General features: G+C 62.2%; 14 protein-coding genes and 1 pseudogene. 3 read left to right on the top strand and 12 right to left on the bottom strand.

The window, feature by feature from the left end:
* Nucleotide 1 precedes the first annotated feature (1 nt).
* The 9 genes from AZF01_RS21800 to AZF01_RS21840 form a co-directional block, all read right to left on the bottom strand.
* A complete protein-coding gene (locus AZF01_RS21800; protein WP_024707905.1) occupies nt 2-1,021 on the bottom strand; it encodes a zinc-binding dehydrogenase in 1,020 nt (339 codons plus the stop codon).
* The gene (locus tag AZF01_RS21805) at nt 1,018-2,061 is read right to left on the bottom strand and encodes a branched-chain amino acid ABC transporter permease (RefSeq protein ID WP_024707904.1); all 1,044 of its coding nucleotides are present in this window, start codon (nt 2,059-2,061) and stop codon (nt 1,018-1,020) included. The genes AZF01_RS21800 and AZF01_RS21805 overlap by 4 nt, the downstream gene beginning before the upstream one ends.
* 3 nt (nt 2,062-2,064) lie before the next feature.
* A complete protein-coding gene (locus AZF01_RS21810) occupies nt 2,065-2,922 on the bottom strand; it encodes a branched-chain amino acid ABC transporter permease (RefSeq protein ID WP_024707903.1) in 858 nt (285 codons plus the stop codon).
* A complete protein-coding gene (locus tag AZF01_RS21815) occupies nt 2,909-3,637 on the bottom strand; it encodes an ABC transporter ATP-binding protein (protein ID WP_024707902.1) in 729 nt (242 codons plus the stop codon). The genes AZF01_RS21810 and AZF01_RS21815 overlap by 14 nt, the downstream gene beginning before the upstream one ends.
* Nucleotides 3,634-4,383: an ABC transporter ATP-binding protein gene (locus tag AZF01_RS21820; protein WP_024707901.1), complete on the bottom strand. Its 750-nt coding sequence runs from the start codon at nt 4,381-4,383 to the stop codon at nt 3,634-3,636. Before AZF01_RS21820 ends, AZF01_RS21815 begins: the two co-directional genes overlap by 4 nt.
* Before the next feature lies 1 nt (nt 4,384).
* Nucleotides 4,385-5,674: an ABC transporter substrate-binding protein gene (locus AZF01_RS21825; RefSeq protein ID WP_024707900.1), complete on the bottom strand. Its 1,290-nt coding sequence runs from the start codon at nt 5,672-5,674 to the stop codon at nt 4,385-4,387.
* Nucleotides 5,675-5,745: 71 nt separating this feature from the next.
* Nucleotides 5,746-6,564 (bottom strand): SDR family NAD(P)-dependent oxidoreductase, encoded by an 819-nt coding sequence (locus AZF01_RS21830; RefSeq protein WP_024707899.1) that lies wholly within the window; start codon nt 6,562-6,564, stop codon nt 5,746-5,748.
* A 472-nt stretch (nt 6,565-7,036) separates the two neighbouring features.
* Nucleotides 7,037-8,038: a dienelactone hydrolase family protein gene (locus tag AZF01_RS21835; RefSeq protein ID WP_024707898.1), complete on the bottom strand. Its 1,002-nt coding sequence runs from the start codon at nt 8,036-8,038 to the stop codon at nt 7,037-7,039.
* 19 nt (nt 8,039-8,057) lie between these two features.
* On the bottom strand, nt 8,058-8,570 hold the full coding sequence (locus AZF01_RS21840; RefSeq protein WP_024707897.1) for a TetR/AcrR family transcriptional regulator: 513 nt from the start codon (nt 8,568-8,570) through the stop codon (nt 8,058-8,060).
* 86 nt (nt 8,571-8,656) lie between these two features.
* Between AZF01_RS21840 and AZF01_RS21845 the strand changes: the two genes are divergently transcribed.
* Together AZF01_RS21845 and AZF01_RS21850 are read left to right on the top strand one after the other, a co-directional pair.
* On the top strand, nt 8,657-9,127 hold the full coding sequence (locus AZF01_RS21845; protein ID WP_024707896.1) for a DUF2269 family protein: 471 nt from the start codon (nt 8,657-8,659) through the stop codon (nt 9,125-9,127).
* Nucleotides 9,128-9,138: 11 nt separating this feature from the next.
* Nucleotides 9,139-9,816, top strand: a complete 678-nt coding sequence (locus tag AZF01_RS21850) for a DUF1295 domain-containing protein (protein ID WP_024707895.1) — start codon at nt 9,139-9,141, stop codon at nt 9,814-9,816.
* On the opposite strand, the pseudogene AZF01_RS21855 reads toward AZF01_RS21850, so the two are convergent.
* From AZF01_RS21855 to AZF01_RS21865, 3 genes and pseudogenes are all read right to left on the bottom strand, one after another.
* Nucleotides 9,810-10,237, bottom strand: a pseudogene (locus AZF01_RS21855) (ATP-binding protein). The gene AZF01_RS21850 and the pseudogene AZF01_RS21855 sit on opposite strands and share 7 nt — an antisense overlap.
* Nucleotides 10,238-10,360: 123 nt before the next feature.
* Nucleotides 10,361-11,806, bottom strand: coding sequence for an aldehyde dehydrogenase (locus AZF01_RS21860; RefSeq protein ID WP_061449917.1), 1,446 nt, complete (start codon nt 11,804-11,806; stop codon nt 10,361-10,363).
* A gap of 559 nt (nt 11,807-12,365) precedes the next feature.
* Nucleotides 12,366-12,941, bottom strand: a complete 576-nt coding sequence (locus AZF01_RS21865) for a TetR/AcrR family transcriptional regulator (protein WP_024709804.1) — start codon at nt 12,939-12,941, stop codon at nt 12,366-12,368.
* A 186-nt stretch (nt 12,942-13,127) separates the two neighbouring features.
* Between AZF01_RS21865 and AZF01_RS21870 the strand changes: the two genes are divergently transcribed.
* Nucleotides 13,128-14,135, top strand: a complete 1,008-nt coding sequence (locus AZF01_RS21870) for a hypothetical protein (protein ID WP_024709803.1) — start codon at nt 13,128-13,130, stop codon at nt 14,133-14,135.
* The last annotated feature ends 43 nt before the right edge of the window (nt 14,136-14,178 follow it).

Genomic DNA, 14,178 nt, shown 5'->3' on the forward strand with positions numbered 1-14,178 from the left:
TTCAGGCAAGTTCGGGCTGGATCAGCACCTTGCATTGGGTGGTGCGCCGGCGCAGGCCTTCGAAGACCTGCGGCACGGGCGAAAGGCCGATGCGGTCGGTGATGATCGCCTGCGGCGCGACCACGGCCCCTTTCACAAGCGCGTCGAGCGCCACGCCGAATTCATTTCTCTGATGGAAAAAGACCGAAAAGATCAGGTCGATCTCCTTGGACAAGGCCACGAACGGGTCCCATTCATCGCCGCCGATGCAAAGACCGACGCCGATCACCTTGCCCTGCAGCCGAACAGCTTCGACGGCCGCTTGCAGAAGGCCGGGCTTGCCGACGCATTCGAAGACGATGTCGGGCGGGCCGCCGCACTGATCGCTCAGGTTTTCGGAAAGACCCGCGCCGGAGAGGGCAAAGCCCGTCGCCCCCAGAGCGCGGGCGCGTTCAGCCTGATGATCGTAGAGATCGGCCATCACCACCCTGGAAGCGCCCAGTCGCCGCGCCCAGAAGGCGACCAGCAGACCGATCGGCCCGGCGCCGAGAATGGCGACGCGATCGCCCGGCTTCATGCCGGAGCGGACGATGCAGTGCAGCGCCACCGAAAGCGGTTCGGCGAGCGCGGCGTCGCTTGCCGTAACGCCCTCGGGAAGTATGCGGCACTGGCGGGCGGCGACGCAGACATAGTCCGCATAGCCGCCGCCGATCAGCGTCATCTCCGGGCAGCGCGCGGGATCGCCGGCAAGACAACGCGCGCAGTGTCCGCAGCCGCGCATCGGCACGACGGCAACCAGGTCGCCCGGCTTCAGCGTATCGACGCCGCCGCCGGTCGCCACGACCTCGCCCGCGATTTCATGGCCAAGCACGAAACCGCCGGCAATGCCGAAGGGCGCGGGATCCTCGGTGATGTGCAGGTCGCTGCCGCAGATGCCGCAGGCGGCGACCTTCAGCACGACCTCGTCGGGCGCCGGCGTCGGATCAGGCATGTCGCCGACGCGCAGCGGTTGACCGACAGTGTCGAAGATGACCGCCTTCATGGGCTCTCCTCCTTCTCGACAATCAGATGGCGCCGGATGGGGAACCACGGGGCGTCCCAGCGTTTGGAGATCATCCCCCAGATGCCGGTGCGCGCGTAGAGCGCGACCAGCACCGTCATCAAGCCCAGGACGATGAAGTAGCTTGCGCCGTATTCGCCGAAATAGCGATCCGCGATAAAATAGATCAGCGCGCCGATGAGAACGCCTTCGATCGTGCCGATCCCGCCGATCATCACGATGAAGATCGCGACATTGGACCACATCGGGTCAAAGGCCGAGGCGGGATTGATGCGCAACTGCGCCATGAAGTAGACCGAGCCGGCGAAGCCGCATCCCACGGCCGCCGCGACATAGATCATGAAGCGCAGGCGGCGGACATTGACGCCCTGGCTCGCCGCCGCCACGGGGTTGTCCCGCATGGCGATCAGCGCGAGGCCGAAGCGCGAGCGCAGGAACCAGTAGCCGCCGCCGATGGCGACGAGGATCATCAGCGCGCAGAGAAGCGACATGGCGATGTTGCGCTCGAAGGTGGAATAATCCCGCATCACGCCCAGGGACATGCCGGCTCCGGCATTGACCCATCCAAGATTGGACGCCACCAGCCGGAACACCTCGGCCACAACCCATGTGCCGATGGCGAAATAGGGACCGTCCAGCCGGTGCAGCAGCATATAGCAGGGAACGGCGAGCACCGCAGGCGCCAGCAGCGACAGGAAGATGGCGAGGAACGGGTTGATGCCGAAGGTTTGGGCCATGACGAACAGCGCATAGCCGGCCGCGCCCATGAACGCCTGCTGGCCGACCGAGACCAGTCCGGCATAGCCGGCGAGCAGGTTCCACATCTGCGCCGCCAGAATGTAGCAGCACAATTCGAGCACCATGCGGATCGTGCCGGTCTTGGCCCACCACGGCATGGCCGCGAGCGCCACCAGGGCGAACACGAACAGGCTCAGCGCAATGATCCCGGAGAGGGTCTGACGCCGGACCTTGATGCTGATCTGCGCTGCATCCGCGCTGGGTGCGATGGAATGAGAAGTCATGGTTCACGCTCTCCCGAACAGGCCCTGAGGGCGCACGGCTAGAATCAGCAGGAAAACAAGATGGCCGGCCAGGACGCCGAAGCCGGGGTCGATGCGAAAACCGACAGCCTGGGCGATGCCCAGCACCATCGAACCGGCGAACGCACCCCATACCGAGCCCATGCCGCCGATGATCACGGCCTCGAAGGCGTAGATCAGCTGCGCCCCGCCATCGGCAGGCGCCACGGTCGAGCGCAGCGACTGAAACACGGCGGCAAAGCCGAGAATGCCGACCGCAATCGCCGTCGCCGCGGCATAGACGGTGCGCGGATTGATGCCGGTCATGGCCGCAGCCTCGACATCGGCCGAGGCGGCGCGCAGCGCCCTGCCGAAGCGCATGCGTTTCAGCATCAGGTCGAGCCCCAGCGTCAGGCCGGTCGCGACCAGCAGGACGAGCATCGGCAGGAGGCCGATATAGATACCGCCGATCTGGATCGACTGGCTTTCGATCCCGCCGCCCGGCAGCGAGCGGCTGTTGGCCGACCAGATCTGCAGCATCAGGTTCTGCAGCGCCAGCGACAGGCCGAAGGTCGCGATCAGCGACGGCAGCGGGTCCTCGCCCACCACCCGGTTCAGCACCGCGCGCTGGAGAAGCCAGCCCATCGCCACAGCCAGCGGCACCAGCGCCGCCATCACCGTGAACGGACCAAGCCCGAAGGCCGAGGCCAGCGAGATGCCGATCAAGGAGAGCAGGATCACCAGATCGCCATGGCTGACATTCACGATCCGCATGACCCCGAACATCAAGGCCATTCCCAGCGCATATTGCGCATACATCCCGCCCAGCAGGATGCCCTGTACAAGTGCGTCAAACCACTGCATGGCCACCCCCGAAATAGGCTTCGCTGATCTGTTCGCGCGTGACGTCGTCGGAGCGTCCGCTCAGCGTCACGCGCCCTTCAAGCATGCAATAGAGCCGGTCGGAGGCGCTCTTCGCCAGACCGACATCCTGCTCGACCACGACGATCGACGTCCCCTGCGCCCTGATTTCGGGCAGGACGGCATAGATCTCGCGGATGACCTTGGGCGCAAGGCCGAGACTGATCTCGTCGCACAGCAGCAAACGCGGCTGGCACAGCAATGCGCGTCCGATCGCAACCATCTGCTGCTGGCCGCCGGAGAGGTTCTGAACCGGCACGCGCGCCTTCTCCTTGAGAATGGGAAAGAGCTGATGCACCCTGTCCAGCGTCCAGTCGCCCTTGCTGCCATGACGGCTCGTCTGATCGATCGCCACGCGCAGATTGTCCGTGACGGACATGCCGGTGAACAGCCGCCGCCCCTCGGGAACGACCGCCATGCCCTTCTTCACCATCTGGTCCGTCGGCGTTCCGCCAATGGGCCGGCCTTCGAAGCGGACCATCTCCGGCTTTACCGGCAGCAACCCCAGAACGGCCCGCAGGAAGGTGGATTTTCCGGCGCCGTTCGCGCCGATCAGCGCGATGACCTCGCCTTCGTCGACTTCAACATCGACGTCATACAGCGCCTGGAAATCACCGTATCTGGCGACCAGACCATGTGTTGACAACAATTCCGTCATGCCTCGACCCCCATGTAAACCCGCATGACATCGGGGTTCGAAATGACGGTCCTGGGGTCGCCTTCCGCGATCTTCTCGCCGAAGTTCAGCACCAGAAGCCGGTCCGCCACCGCCATCAGCGCATGCAGAACATGCTCGATCCAGATGATGGTGACGCCGCGATCGCGGATCTGCGATATCAGGGCGACAAGCTCCTTCGATTCCTCGTCCGTCAGCCCGCCGGCGATTTCGTCCAGCAACAGAAGCTTGGGCCCCGAGGCGAGCGCCCGGGCAAGCTCCAGCCGCTTTCGGTCCAGCAGCGACAATGATCCGGCCAGAACATTGGCCCTGTTCAGCAATTCGCAATCGCTGAGCACCTGCGCACAGAATTCATAGCTCTCTGCCTCGGACCTGCCGCCGCCGAAGGCCGAGGCGACAAGCAGGTTTTCAAAGGTTGTCATTCCGGAATAGGGCTGCGGAATCTGGTAGGTGCGGCCGATCCCCATCTGGCAGCGGCGGTGCGGTGGTTCGCCTTTCAGCATGACCTCTCCCAGCCGGATCTCGCCGGCGGTGGGCTTCAGGTCGCCGCTGATCATGTTGAACAGCGTGGTCTTGCCGGCGCCGTTCGGTCCCAGTATCCCGAGAACCTCGCCGCGATAGACATCGAAGTCGACATCATGCAGCACCCGGAACGCGCCGAAGCTTTTCGATACGTTCCGGGCCTGAAGAAGCCGCTGGCGTTCGCCTTTTGGCTGTTGCATCTGCATCCTACCAGTTCAGCGCCACGATCTTCTGCTGCGGCTCGAACAATTGGTTGACGCTGTTGTCCACGATCTTGAGGTCGTAAGGCCATTTCTCGCCCTTGACCCACTGGCCGCCGAAGATCGGCGTGGTGCAGACATTCTTGTGCGGCTGGCCCGAAAAGTTGATATGGCCGACCACGGTGTCGAGATTGGTCGCCGCCAGCGCCTCGCGATTGGCCTCGCGATCCAGGGGATCGGCCGAACGCTTGAGCACGTCGATCGCCACTTCCAGGACGCTGTGCGAATAGCCGAGCGGCTGCGTCCACTGGCGGTTCTGCTCGCTTTCCCACTGATCGGCGATCTCCCGGCTGGTCTGCCCGGTAATCGAGGACTTGAAGGGGAAGGCGGGCGTCCACCACACTTCGGTCGTCATGCCGTTGCCGAGCGGACCCATGGCCTCGACGCTGCCGGGGAACAGCAGCGCCGCCGCCACGGTCACCGCCTTCGGCTTGAATCCCTGCTGGTTGCACTGGGTGACGAAGGTCTTGAGATCGTCCGGATAGGTGATGCCGCCGATGATATCGCAGCCGGCCTGCTTGAACGTGGCGATCTGCGCCGAGAAGTCATTGGTGCGCGGCTGGAAATAGCCGGGGATGGTGACCTCGTAGCCCGCGGCGCGGGTCGGTACGGGCAGGCCGTATTCCTCATTGCCCCAGGTTTCGCCGTCAATGTTCTGCGGAAACAGCATGCCGACCTTGCGGTTGGTCTCCAGCCCGTTCCACAGGCCGACAAACGTGTTCAGCGCCTCGTCCAGACCCCAGAAGAAATGGTAGGTCCAGTCGAATTCGCCGCCGCCGCGCGGCATGATCACGGCCTGCCACGGCGCGCCCGCCGAGATCGACGGCGTCTCGTAAAGCTCGGCCTGCTCCATGGCCGGCAGGATGGTATCGGTCGTCGATGCCGGCACGAGAAGATGGACTTCGTCGTTCAGGATCAGGTCGCCGGCGATCTCGGCGGCCTTGTTCGGGTTCGACTGGCTGTCACGCTCGAGGATTTCAATCTCATAGACGTCGCCATTGGCCGATTGCAGTCTGCCGCCGAGCGCGTCGCGGATTTTCTGGACGGTATAGCCGTCGGTTTCCCCGAACAGGCCGAGCGGCCCGGTTTCGGGCGTAATATAGCCCATGCGGATCTTGCCCGCCGTCTGGGCGCGCAGCACCGCCGGCGATCCCAGAACGCTTGCCGCAAGGCCGGCCCCCATGCCGCGCAGCACGCCGCGGCGGGTGGGCCGGATCAGTTTGTTGATATAAGCCATTTCTGTTCTCCTCTCCCATTTATCCGACGTATCGCCTGCCGCCTCCCGGCAGACGCACGCCCATTTGCCTGTCAGGTCATGCGGATCAGCGATCCGCCATCGATGACCACCAGCGATCCCGTCATGTAGGATCCGGCCGGCGAGGCCAGCAGCAGCGCCAGGCCCTTGATATCCTCGACATCGCCGATACGGCCGATGAGGGACTGCGCCTCGAACGCCGCGCGGTCTTCCTTGTTGCGCAGCCGGCCGCCGGCGATATTGGTGATGAACGGGCCTGGCAGGATCGCGTTGACGCGGATGCCATAGGCGCCAAGCTCCATCGCCATGTGGCGCACGAAATGGTTCACGGCGGCCTTTGCCGGCATGTAGGACGTTCCGACGATGCTTTCGTTGATGTCCGAGGCGATCGAGGAGGTCACGATGATCTGCCCGCCGCCGCTCGGCTTCATGTGGCGCACGGCATTCTTGACCGTGTTGTAGACCGAGGTGAGGTTGATCTCGATGCCGCGGTCCCACTGCTCGTCGGGGATGTTCTCGATCGCGCCGTCGGGATTGCGCTCGCCTGTCGGCGTCATGAAGCCGGGTCCCGGATCGATGCCGGCATTGGCGTAGACCGTGTCGATGCGGCCGTGTTTTTCGGCCACTTCATCGAAGGCCGCCGCCAGACCGGGACGGTCGGCGACATCGACCTTCAGGCCCCAGACGTCACCGCCCGTGGCTTTGATTTCGCCGACGGTCTTCTCGGTGCCCGCCTGATCCAGATCGAAGATGCAGACCCGCGCGCCCTGCGCGGCCATGATCTCCGCGTAAGCGCGGCCGATGCCGCTGGCCCCGCCCGTCACGATCACGGACTGACCGCGCACATCGAACATTCGTTCCAGCATAGACAAGACCTCCCCCTGAATGTTGCACGCCGCAAGGAGGGGCCCGTCCGCGGATCGCGGGCAGCCGCCATCAGTCCCGCAAGACCGGGACGATCTCCTCCCTATCAAACGACCCGCCCTTCTCCCGGAGCGCAAGGCCGCTTTCCTCACGCCCATAACGCCGTTATCCCTGAAGCAAGTCAAATGCTGAAAGCAGCGGAAAATATATCTTATTGCTATGTAAATGTTTTCGGCCCGGCGTTTGATGCCAGATCGCTCCGTCCTCAAGGCCCATGGCGACCTCGAAAAATCGACGTCGTCGTTAAGCCATTCAGGATGATGATACCGGTTGCGCTGCACGGGCCCGATGTAGCGCTGGCGCGGCCCGCCGGTGAAGAAATTTACTGCGCAAGAGGATGGGCTTCCGTACCGATGGGCGTTTTCGGTGCACGGGACTTGGCAAAAAAGCCCCTTTCTGGCCTGTTTTGTTGTCAGCCCTTCACAAATTCTGCTTCAGGAAGACCGTGATCTCGGTCTCCAGTTCACGATGGACGGACGCCCGATCGACGCCGGGTTCATCGCCGCAGATCAGGCTGGCGTCGGCCGCGATTTCTTCAGGACATGGATCGATGAAAACGAAATGACGTCCGGGCACCACGAGCTCATGTGGCGGATCAGGCAGGTTGCCGGCAAGCGCCAGCGCGTTGGCGTCGGCCTTCATGTAGGCCTCATCCTCCGGGCGAACGAGAAGAACGGGGATTTTGACGGCGGCGAGACCTGTGGCGTCGAACATCGTCGCAAGCGGGTCGAGCAGGACGGCCGCCTTTATGGGGTAGGGATTGATCGGCGGCTTCCAGCTGGCGAGCGTCGTTGATATCCGGGGCCAGACGTCTTGCTCCTGTCCGCAGGAGCCGGGGTCAGCGTCGCCATGCGCCTGGCAATAGGAAGCCGCAAGCGCAAAATCGGCTTTAGCCCCCGCCAGCATGAGGGCGGTGTAGCCGCCGGCGGAATAGCCAATCATGCCGATACGGGCGTGGTTGGCATGGGAGGCGAAGCGATCATCCTTCAAAGCCGCATCCAGCGCCGCGATGGCCTGTCGCGGCCGGCGCGCCAGTATTTGGTCCTGGCCGGCAATCGGATGGCCTTCAGTATCGCCCAGATGCGTCGGCGCGACCACGATATAGCCCTGCCGGGCAAGAGAGGCCGCGAAATCGCGATGGCTCATAGGACCGCCCAGATGACCATGCGAGAGGAGCAGGACGGGAAAGCGCCCCTTCGCTACCGCCACGTCCCGGCCGGCGGTGATTTCAAACGGCCCGGCCTGCCAGGAGACTTCTTCAGGAATGTCGGTCGGATACCAGATGACGACAGGGGCCATTTCGAGATCGTCCTCAACCTCGATCCGCACGAGACCGGCATGATATGGCGCGGCCCTCGTTTCAGAAGGGAAAAAGCCGGTGCAGAGCATGGCGAAGGCGGCAAGGCAAAAGGCGCGGAACATCGTCGTCAATCCAAATCGTTCAGTCAATGCGCAAACCGTGAAAGTCTGCTTTCCAGTTTCCACCAGAAAAGTAGTGCAGCAGCAGAGTCCCGATGATCTGCGCCAGCGTTTCAGGTGCCCGCTCCTCTCCAACGATACGCGTGACCGTACCCAGAAAATACGCCATCGTTTCCTGCATCGCCGGATCATCCGCGATCTCGTCGGGCTTTTTGCCGCGCAGGTAGTCAAAAACAAGCGCCATCTCGGAGCCAAAGTCCTGCTTCATGCAATCCATCAGCTCTTGAAGCTGAGCCGCTTCTCCCAGTGCGCTATTGCCGCTCGGTTCAGGAAACTGGCGGATCACCTGTTTGGTACAGGCCAGAAACAGCGCCTCTTTGTTGGGAAAGTAGTGATAGAGGGCGCTTTTTGACATGCCCAAATATTGCGCGACGCCGCGCATGCCCACTCCGGAGTAGCCGTATTCTGAAAAATAGGCGGCCGCACGCTGGGCGATTTCATCCTTGTGGGCGTCGTGGTTGACGATCTTCGGCATTTTTATGGTCCATGTGGTCGAAAAAAACATTGACACGAAACCTGAGGTCTGTCTATTGGCTTTAAAAAGTCCAAGTGGTCTAAAACATGCCTAATCTCTTCCTCTCCCTAAAGCTGGCCCATCTTCTCGCCGCGATCCTGATGGTGGGCGCAACCGTGATTAATGGATTGATCCACAATCGTGCGCGACAGGCGCCCTCCTCCAAGGCGGGTGCGATGTTGAGCATTGTCATCGCCGTCAACAGCTACGTCATGGGACCGGCGCTGTTGGCTCTGCCGCTGACGGGAGGCGCGCTGATCTGGGCGGCTGGATATGATTTCAAGGCATTGTGGGTTTGGCTTTCCGTGGCGTTGAGCATCCTTCTGATTGCAGCCTATGTTTTCGGAGCCCGTCTCGAACGCCGACTTTATGAGATCGCCATGTCAACGGAACGCGCAGGCGAAGCGTCCCTACCGGTCCAGTACGATCGTGTTTTTCGAAAAGCAGCCCCCGTCGGCGTCGCCGCTCTGCTCATGTCCTTGGCCACGCTCGGTCTTATGGTCTTCAAACCCTATTGAGGAGCTTTCCCATGGCAACATCCGGCGGCGTCGACCGCGATCACGACCAGAGTCTCGGGCCGAAGCTGGCATTTTTCACTCTTCATGCCGGTTTGGTGATCGTTTGCATATGGTTGGCCTTTGGCCGCTTTGACTGGGCAGACCCCCTCAGAGCAAAGGTGCTCGCAGGGTGTGCCCTCCTCTACTTTCTGCGGCACGTTCTGACGCTGTTTGTCCTGCTCAAACGCCGCGTTGAGATGTCCGAGGTTTTTGGGCTGACCGTCTTTATGGCTGTGTTTGAAATCGGCTTTCTCTTGCTCGGAGCGGGCGCGCTTTCTGACACCGCAACGCCGTTCCGCTGGCTGGACTGGGTCGGCATAGCCATGGTCATCATCGGCTCGTTCCTGAACAGCGGATCCGAAATCCAGCGCTGGCACTGGAAAAAGAAACCCACGTCCAAAGGCAAGTGCTACACCGAAGGTCTGTTCGCGTATTCCATGCACATCAACTACTTCGGCGACAGCGTGCTGTTTTGCGGATGGGCGATCCTCGCGGCATCCCTCTTCGCATGGCCGGTTCCGATCTTTATCATCGCAAGTTTTGTCTGGTTTCACATTCCTGCGCTGGATGCCTATCTGGCAAAGCGCTACGGCAAAGACTTCGAAATATACGCCGCAAAAACCGCGAAATTTGTCCCGTTCCTCTATTGAATGCCGCCGCAACAGTCACGCAGACTGCCCAAAGCATTTGTCGCTTCGGGCTCTGAACTGCCGTTCGCGGCGGCAAGATTGGTGGTCACGGTGAGTGAGCTGCGCTCATAGAGCCTGCTGACCAGATGGAAGAGACGCTGGCCACCAGCCTGGGCAAACGGGAGATACCCAGTTCATCCATGATAACGAAGTCGCGTCTGGCGATGAAGTCGGCGAGCCGCCCTTGTTTGCCATTGCGCGCTTCTGTCTCCCGCTGATTGACGAGGTCGACAACATTGAAGAGCCGTCCTCTTGCCCCGTTGCGGATCAGGGCCCGGGCAAGTGCGATCGGCAAATGCGACTTTCCTGTTCCCGTTCCGCCGACCAGAACGAGGTTATGCTGCCGGGAGAGGAGATCGCCTGTGGCGAGCTGGCGGGGCAATCAGCGCCGTGTCGAGAACTGACCGCCGAGCGGCGTGGTCGTGCTGCCCGCATAAAAGGGCTCGCATCAAGCCTAAAGCCCCAGCGCGCCGGGTGAGCGCACTGGGTCTGGTCTCACATCGAATCAGAAAGGGTAGTGCTGGTTCGGGTCCTCGATCGTGATCCACCGCAGGTCGGTGAATTCGGCAATCGCCGCCTTGCCGCCGAAACGGCCGTATCCGGAATCGTTCACCCCGCCGAAGGGCATCTGCGGCTCGTCACTAACGGTCGGGCCATTGATGTGGCAGATACCGCTCTTGATCTGCTTCGCCGCAGACAGCGCGCGCTGGATGTCCTGGCTGAAGACCGCCGCGGATAGGCCGTATTCGGTGTCGTTGGCTACGCGGATCGCCTCGGCGTCGCCCTTGACGCGGATGATCGACTTGACCGGGCCAAAGCTTTCCTCGCCGTAGATGCGCATGTCGGCGGTCACACCGTCCAGCAAGGTTGCTGCATGGATCGCACCATCGCGCTGACCGCCCGCCACGACCGTCGCGCCCTTCGACGTTGCATCCGCGATCAGGGCATCCATCTTTTCGCCGACCTCGGGATTCACAAGCGAACCCAGCACGACCTGCCCGCGCGGATCCCCGTAGGGCAGTTTCGACGCCCGGTCGGCCAGCTTCTGCACAAAGGTATCGGCGATATCTTCATCGACGATGATCCGCTCGGTCGACATGCAGATCTGGCCCTGGTTCATGAAGGCGCCAAAGATCGCGGCATTCACCGCCCCGTCGATGTCGGCGTCGGAGAGGACCACCAACGGGGCCTTGCCGCCCAGTTCAAGCAGCGAAGGCTTCAGGTTTTCACCGGCAAGCCGCCCGATAATTCGGCCCACGGCGGAGGAGCCGGTGAAGTTCACGTGCTTGACCTCAGGGGCTTCGATCAGCGCCTTGACCACCTCGGCGGCGTCCTTGGGCGCGTTCGAAATGTAGTTGACGACCCCCTCCGGGAAGCCCGCCTCGACAAAGCAATCGACGATCATGCGATGCGTCTTGGGGCAGGCTTCAGAGCCTTTCAGGATCACCGTGTTGCCGCATGCAAGCGGCATGGCCAGCGCGCGGGCGCCAAGGATCACGGGCGCGTTCCACGGCGCTATACCAAGGCAGGCGCCCTTTGGCGTGGCGATCCCCATGGCCAGCGTGCCGGGTTTGTTCGAGGGGATGACCTCACCACCGATCTGTGTGGTCATGGCGGCCGCCTCGCGGATCCCGCCGGCCGCAAGCATGACGTTGAAGCCCGCCCAGGGGCCGGTCGCGCCAGTTTCCGCGATCATGGTGGCGATGAACGCATCGGACTTGGCATCCATGATGTCAGCCGCCTTGTTGAGCAGAGCGCGGCGTTCACCCGGGCCGGTTGCTGCCCATGCGGGGAAGGCCGCACCTGCCGCCTTGGCCACGGTCGCGGCATCGGCCGCCTTGGCTGCCGCCGCAGTGGTCGCGACTTTGCCAGTCACCGGGTCGATGCGGTCAAAAGTGCCCTTGTCAGAGGCCTCAGCGTTTGAGTTATTCACAACGAATGCCACTGTCATCTTGGTTTCCTCCTTGAATGACTTTGCTGTCCGGGGGCGTCGCTTTTCCGACGCACCATTTTGTTCAGTGCTGCGTCTCGCGCATCCGGACCAAGGCAGCCAGCAGCCGGTTCATCGGCACATTGATGCCCTGCCTCTATATCCAGATTACGCAGGAATGTAATCCGCTCTGTCAATCCAACGAGGTTGTCGGCTCGTGGAACTTCTGGAGCGGAACGCAACCAGTGAATCCGCGTTTGGCCGCATGAAACTCCTACGAAAGAGCCAATGGTCTATATTCCTGCACGCAATCCTTACATTGGGTACAACTGAAGGAAACACATCCACAACACCAAATGGCCGACGACGTCGCGCCAAAGGCGAGCCACAGAGGAGTTTACTATTCGTTCTGTCTTGGCGCAGGATATTGAACTGCTCTTGTTCCGGCCTCTGCTTGATAACCCGACGCCACCGACGAAAGAACGCCGCGGGATACGATCACCGGAGGAGCCGGAAAACCGCGTTCGATCTCGGTCTGATGAGCACCAGGCGACGATCGGCGTGTTCCGTCGAAACGGGATCAGCTCCGGCCAATCGTTGACATGATCAATGCTGCGAGATCGCCCACGGCATCCTTTTTGCTGATCCGCCTGCGGGCCATCGCGTCCGCCAGGGCGTCGGCCGCGCCGAGAATGGCGATCGCGCGACGCTGAAGGGCAGGTTCGGACAGGCAGGAAAACGGTTTCAGGACATTTGCATAATGGGCGATATGCTCATCCAGCATGTCCCGCTCATAGGTCTCCATTTCAGGATCGCCCTTCAGCGCCCCGCCAATCACGTGAAATTCGGGGCCGACCTCCTCATGGCAGTCCATATAGGCCTCAGCCAGCAGCCGTGCGACCTCGGCAAGCGCCGCCGGCGCGTTGTCCAACGCCTCCCGCGTTGCGCGCACCTGCTGATCGTTGATCTCCCGGTAAAGCGCGATCAATAGCCCCGCGCGCGTGCCGAAGTGGTTGTAGGTGATCGGTTTGCTGACGCCCGCCCGTTCGGCAAGGCTCCCAAGCGAAAGCGCATCCGTGCCGCTTTCGCGTACCATTTCGCGCGCCGTCTCCAGCAATTGCGCGCGCCGCTCCGCTTTCGGCATTTTTTTTGACATGTCACGCCCTTGAGGTTGAAAGCAGCACGATTTCGCTTATATTACCTTTAGTAACTTACTAATAGTATATTACTGATTGTAACACACGATCCCGATAAAGGCCATCCCCGCCCGACGCGACCGAACGTCAGCGGCGCAGATGCCGGGGCACATCGAAACACCCTAGCACGACACATAGGAGATCCCATGCTACCCGATCCCATTCTTCTCGTTGGCGGCGCCGGCTTCGTCGGCCGCCAGACCGCGCAGCATCTGCGCAAGCACTTCCCGGACGTCCCGTTGCTGATCGGCGGACGCAACCTTGCCCGGGCCGAAGAGGCAGCGGCCGAAATCGGCAATGCCCGCGGCGTTGCCGTCGACCTCGCGACACCGGATCTCGGACTGGGCGATCAGCCGGTTTCCGCGCTGGCGCTGTTCTTCAAGGAGGACAGCCTTGGCAGCCTGCGCTTCGCGCAATCGCGAGGGATCCCCTATCTCAGCATTTCGTCCGGCATTCACGAGGTGGCGCCGGAAGTCGCGGCCTATATGCTGAATGCATCCGCCGCGCCGGTGGTGCTCGGCGCCGAATGGCTCGTGGGCGCGACGACGATCCCGGCCCTGGAAGCGGCAAGAGCCTTCGGCACGATCGACGATGTGCGCGTCAGCGCCATTATCGACGAAAACGACATCGGCGGCCCGGCAACCTATGCCGATATGGAACGCCTGACCAGGATGATGCCTGCCGCCCTGTCGATCGAAAATGGCGCTCATGTCTGGCGCGCCGGGGAAGAGGTGCAGACTGAGGTGACGGCAATTGACGGCACGGCGATGCCCGGCGAGATGCTTTCGCCCAATGATGTCCTCATCCTCGCCGAAGCGACACGGGCCCCAAATGTCGCGTTCCGTCTGGGTATCGGCGAATCGTCCTCGCGGCGGCGCGGCGAGCCTCTCTCCACCGAGATCATTGTCGAACTCACCGGCACATCCCGCGATGGCGCGCCGCTGAAATCCATCCAGGCGGTGGTTCACCCCGGAGGCCAGATGCCGCTCACCGGCATGGGCGTCGCCATGCTCCTCGAACGGCTGACCGGACTGTCCGGCGAACCGGTTTCCGCCGGGCTTTATTTCCCGTCGCAGCTTCTGAACGCGGAAGACTACATGACGCGTCTGAAGGCTACGGGCGGCGAGGTGCGCGATCTCGATCACAGTCGCTAGTTTCCGGATCATGTCCCGTCATTGAAACCGTTCGGGACGGGGG

It is taken from the genome of Martelella sp. AD-3, from assembly GCF_001578105.1.
In the GTDB taxonomy this organism is placed as follows: Bacteria; Pseudomonadota; Alphaproteobacteria; order Rhizobiales; family Rhizobiaceae; genus Martelella.

What these genes read in the sequence shown, in the direction of transcription:
- AZF01_RS21800 (WP_024707905.1), bottom strand. Translation starts at nt 1,021, where the DNA reads ATGAAGGCGGTCATCTTCGACACTGTCGGTCAACCGCTGCGCGTCGGC.
- AZF01_RS21805 (WP_024707904.1), bottom strand. Translation starts at nt 2,061, where the DNA reads ATGACTTCTCATTCCATCGCACCCAGCGCGGATGCAGCGCAGATCAGC.
- AZF01_RS21810 (WP_024707903.1), bottom strand. Translation starts at nt 2,922, where the DNA reads ATGCAGTGGTTTGACGCACTTGTACAGGGCATCCTGCTGGGCGGGATG.
- AZF01_RS21815 (WP_024707902.1), bottom strand. Translation starts at nt 3,637, where the DNA reads ATGACGGAATTGTTGTCAACACATGGTCTGGTCGCCAGATACGGTGAT.
- AZF01_RS21820 (WP_024707901.1), bottom strand. Translation starts at nt 4,383, where the DNA reads ATGCAGATGCAACAGCCAAAAGGCGAACGCCAGCGGCTTCTTCAGGCC.
- AZF01_RS21825 (WP_024707900.1), bottom strand. Translation starts at nt 5,674, where the DNA reads ATGGCTTATATCAACAAACTGATCCGGCCCACCCGCCGCGGCGTGCTG.
- AZF01_RS21835 (WP_024707898.1), bottom strand. Translation starts at nt 8,038, where the DNA reads ATGTTCCGCGCCTTTTGCCTTGCCGCCTTCGCCATGCTCTGCACCGGC.
- AZF01_RS21840 (WP_024707897.1), bottom strand. Translation starts at nt 8,570, where the DNA reads ATGCCGAAGATCGTCAACCACGACGCCCACAAGGATGAAATCGCCCAG.
- AZF01_RS21845 (WP_024707896.1), top strand. Translation starts at nt 8,657, where the DNA reads ATGCCTAATCTCTTCCTCTCCCTAAAGCTGGCCCATCTTCTCGCCGCG.
- AZF01_RS21850 (WP_024707895.1), top strand. Translation starts at nt 9,139, where the DNA reads ATGGCAACATCCGGCGGCGTCGACCGCGATCACGACCAGAGTCTCGGG.
- AZF01_RS21860 (WP_061449917.1), bottom strand. Translation starts at nt 11,806, where the DNA reads ATGACAGTGGCATTCGTTGTGAATAACTCAAACGCTGAGGCCTCTGAC.
- AZF01_RS21865 (WP_024709804.1), bottom strand. Translation starts at nt 12,941, where the DNA reads ATGTCAAAAAAAATGCCGAAAGCGGAGCGGCGCGCGCAATTGCTGGAG.
- AZF01_RS21870 (WP_024709803.1), top strand. Translation starts at nt 13,128, where the DNA reads ATGCTACCCGATCCCATTCTTCTCGTTGGCGGCGCCGGCTTCGTCGGC.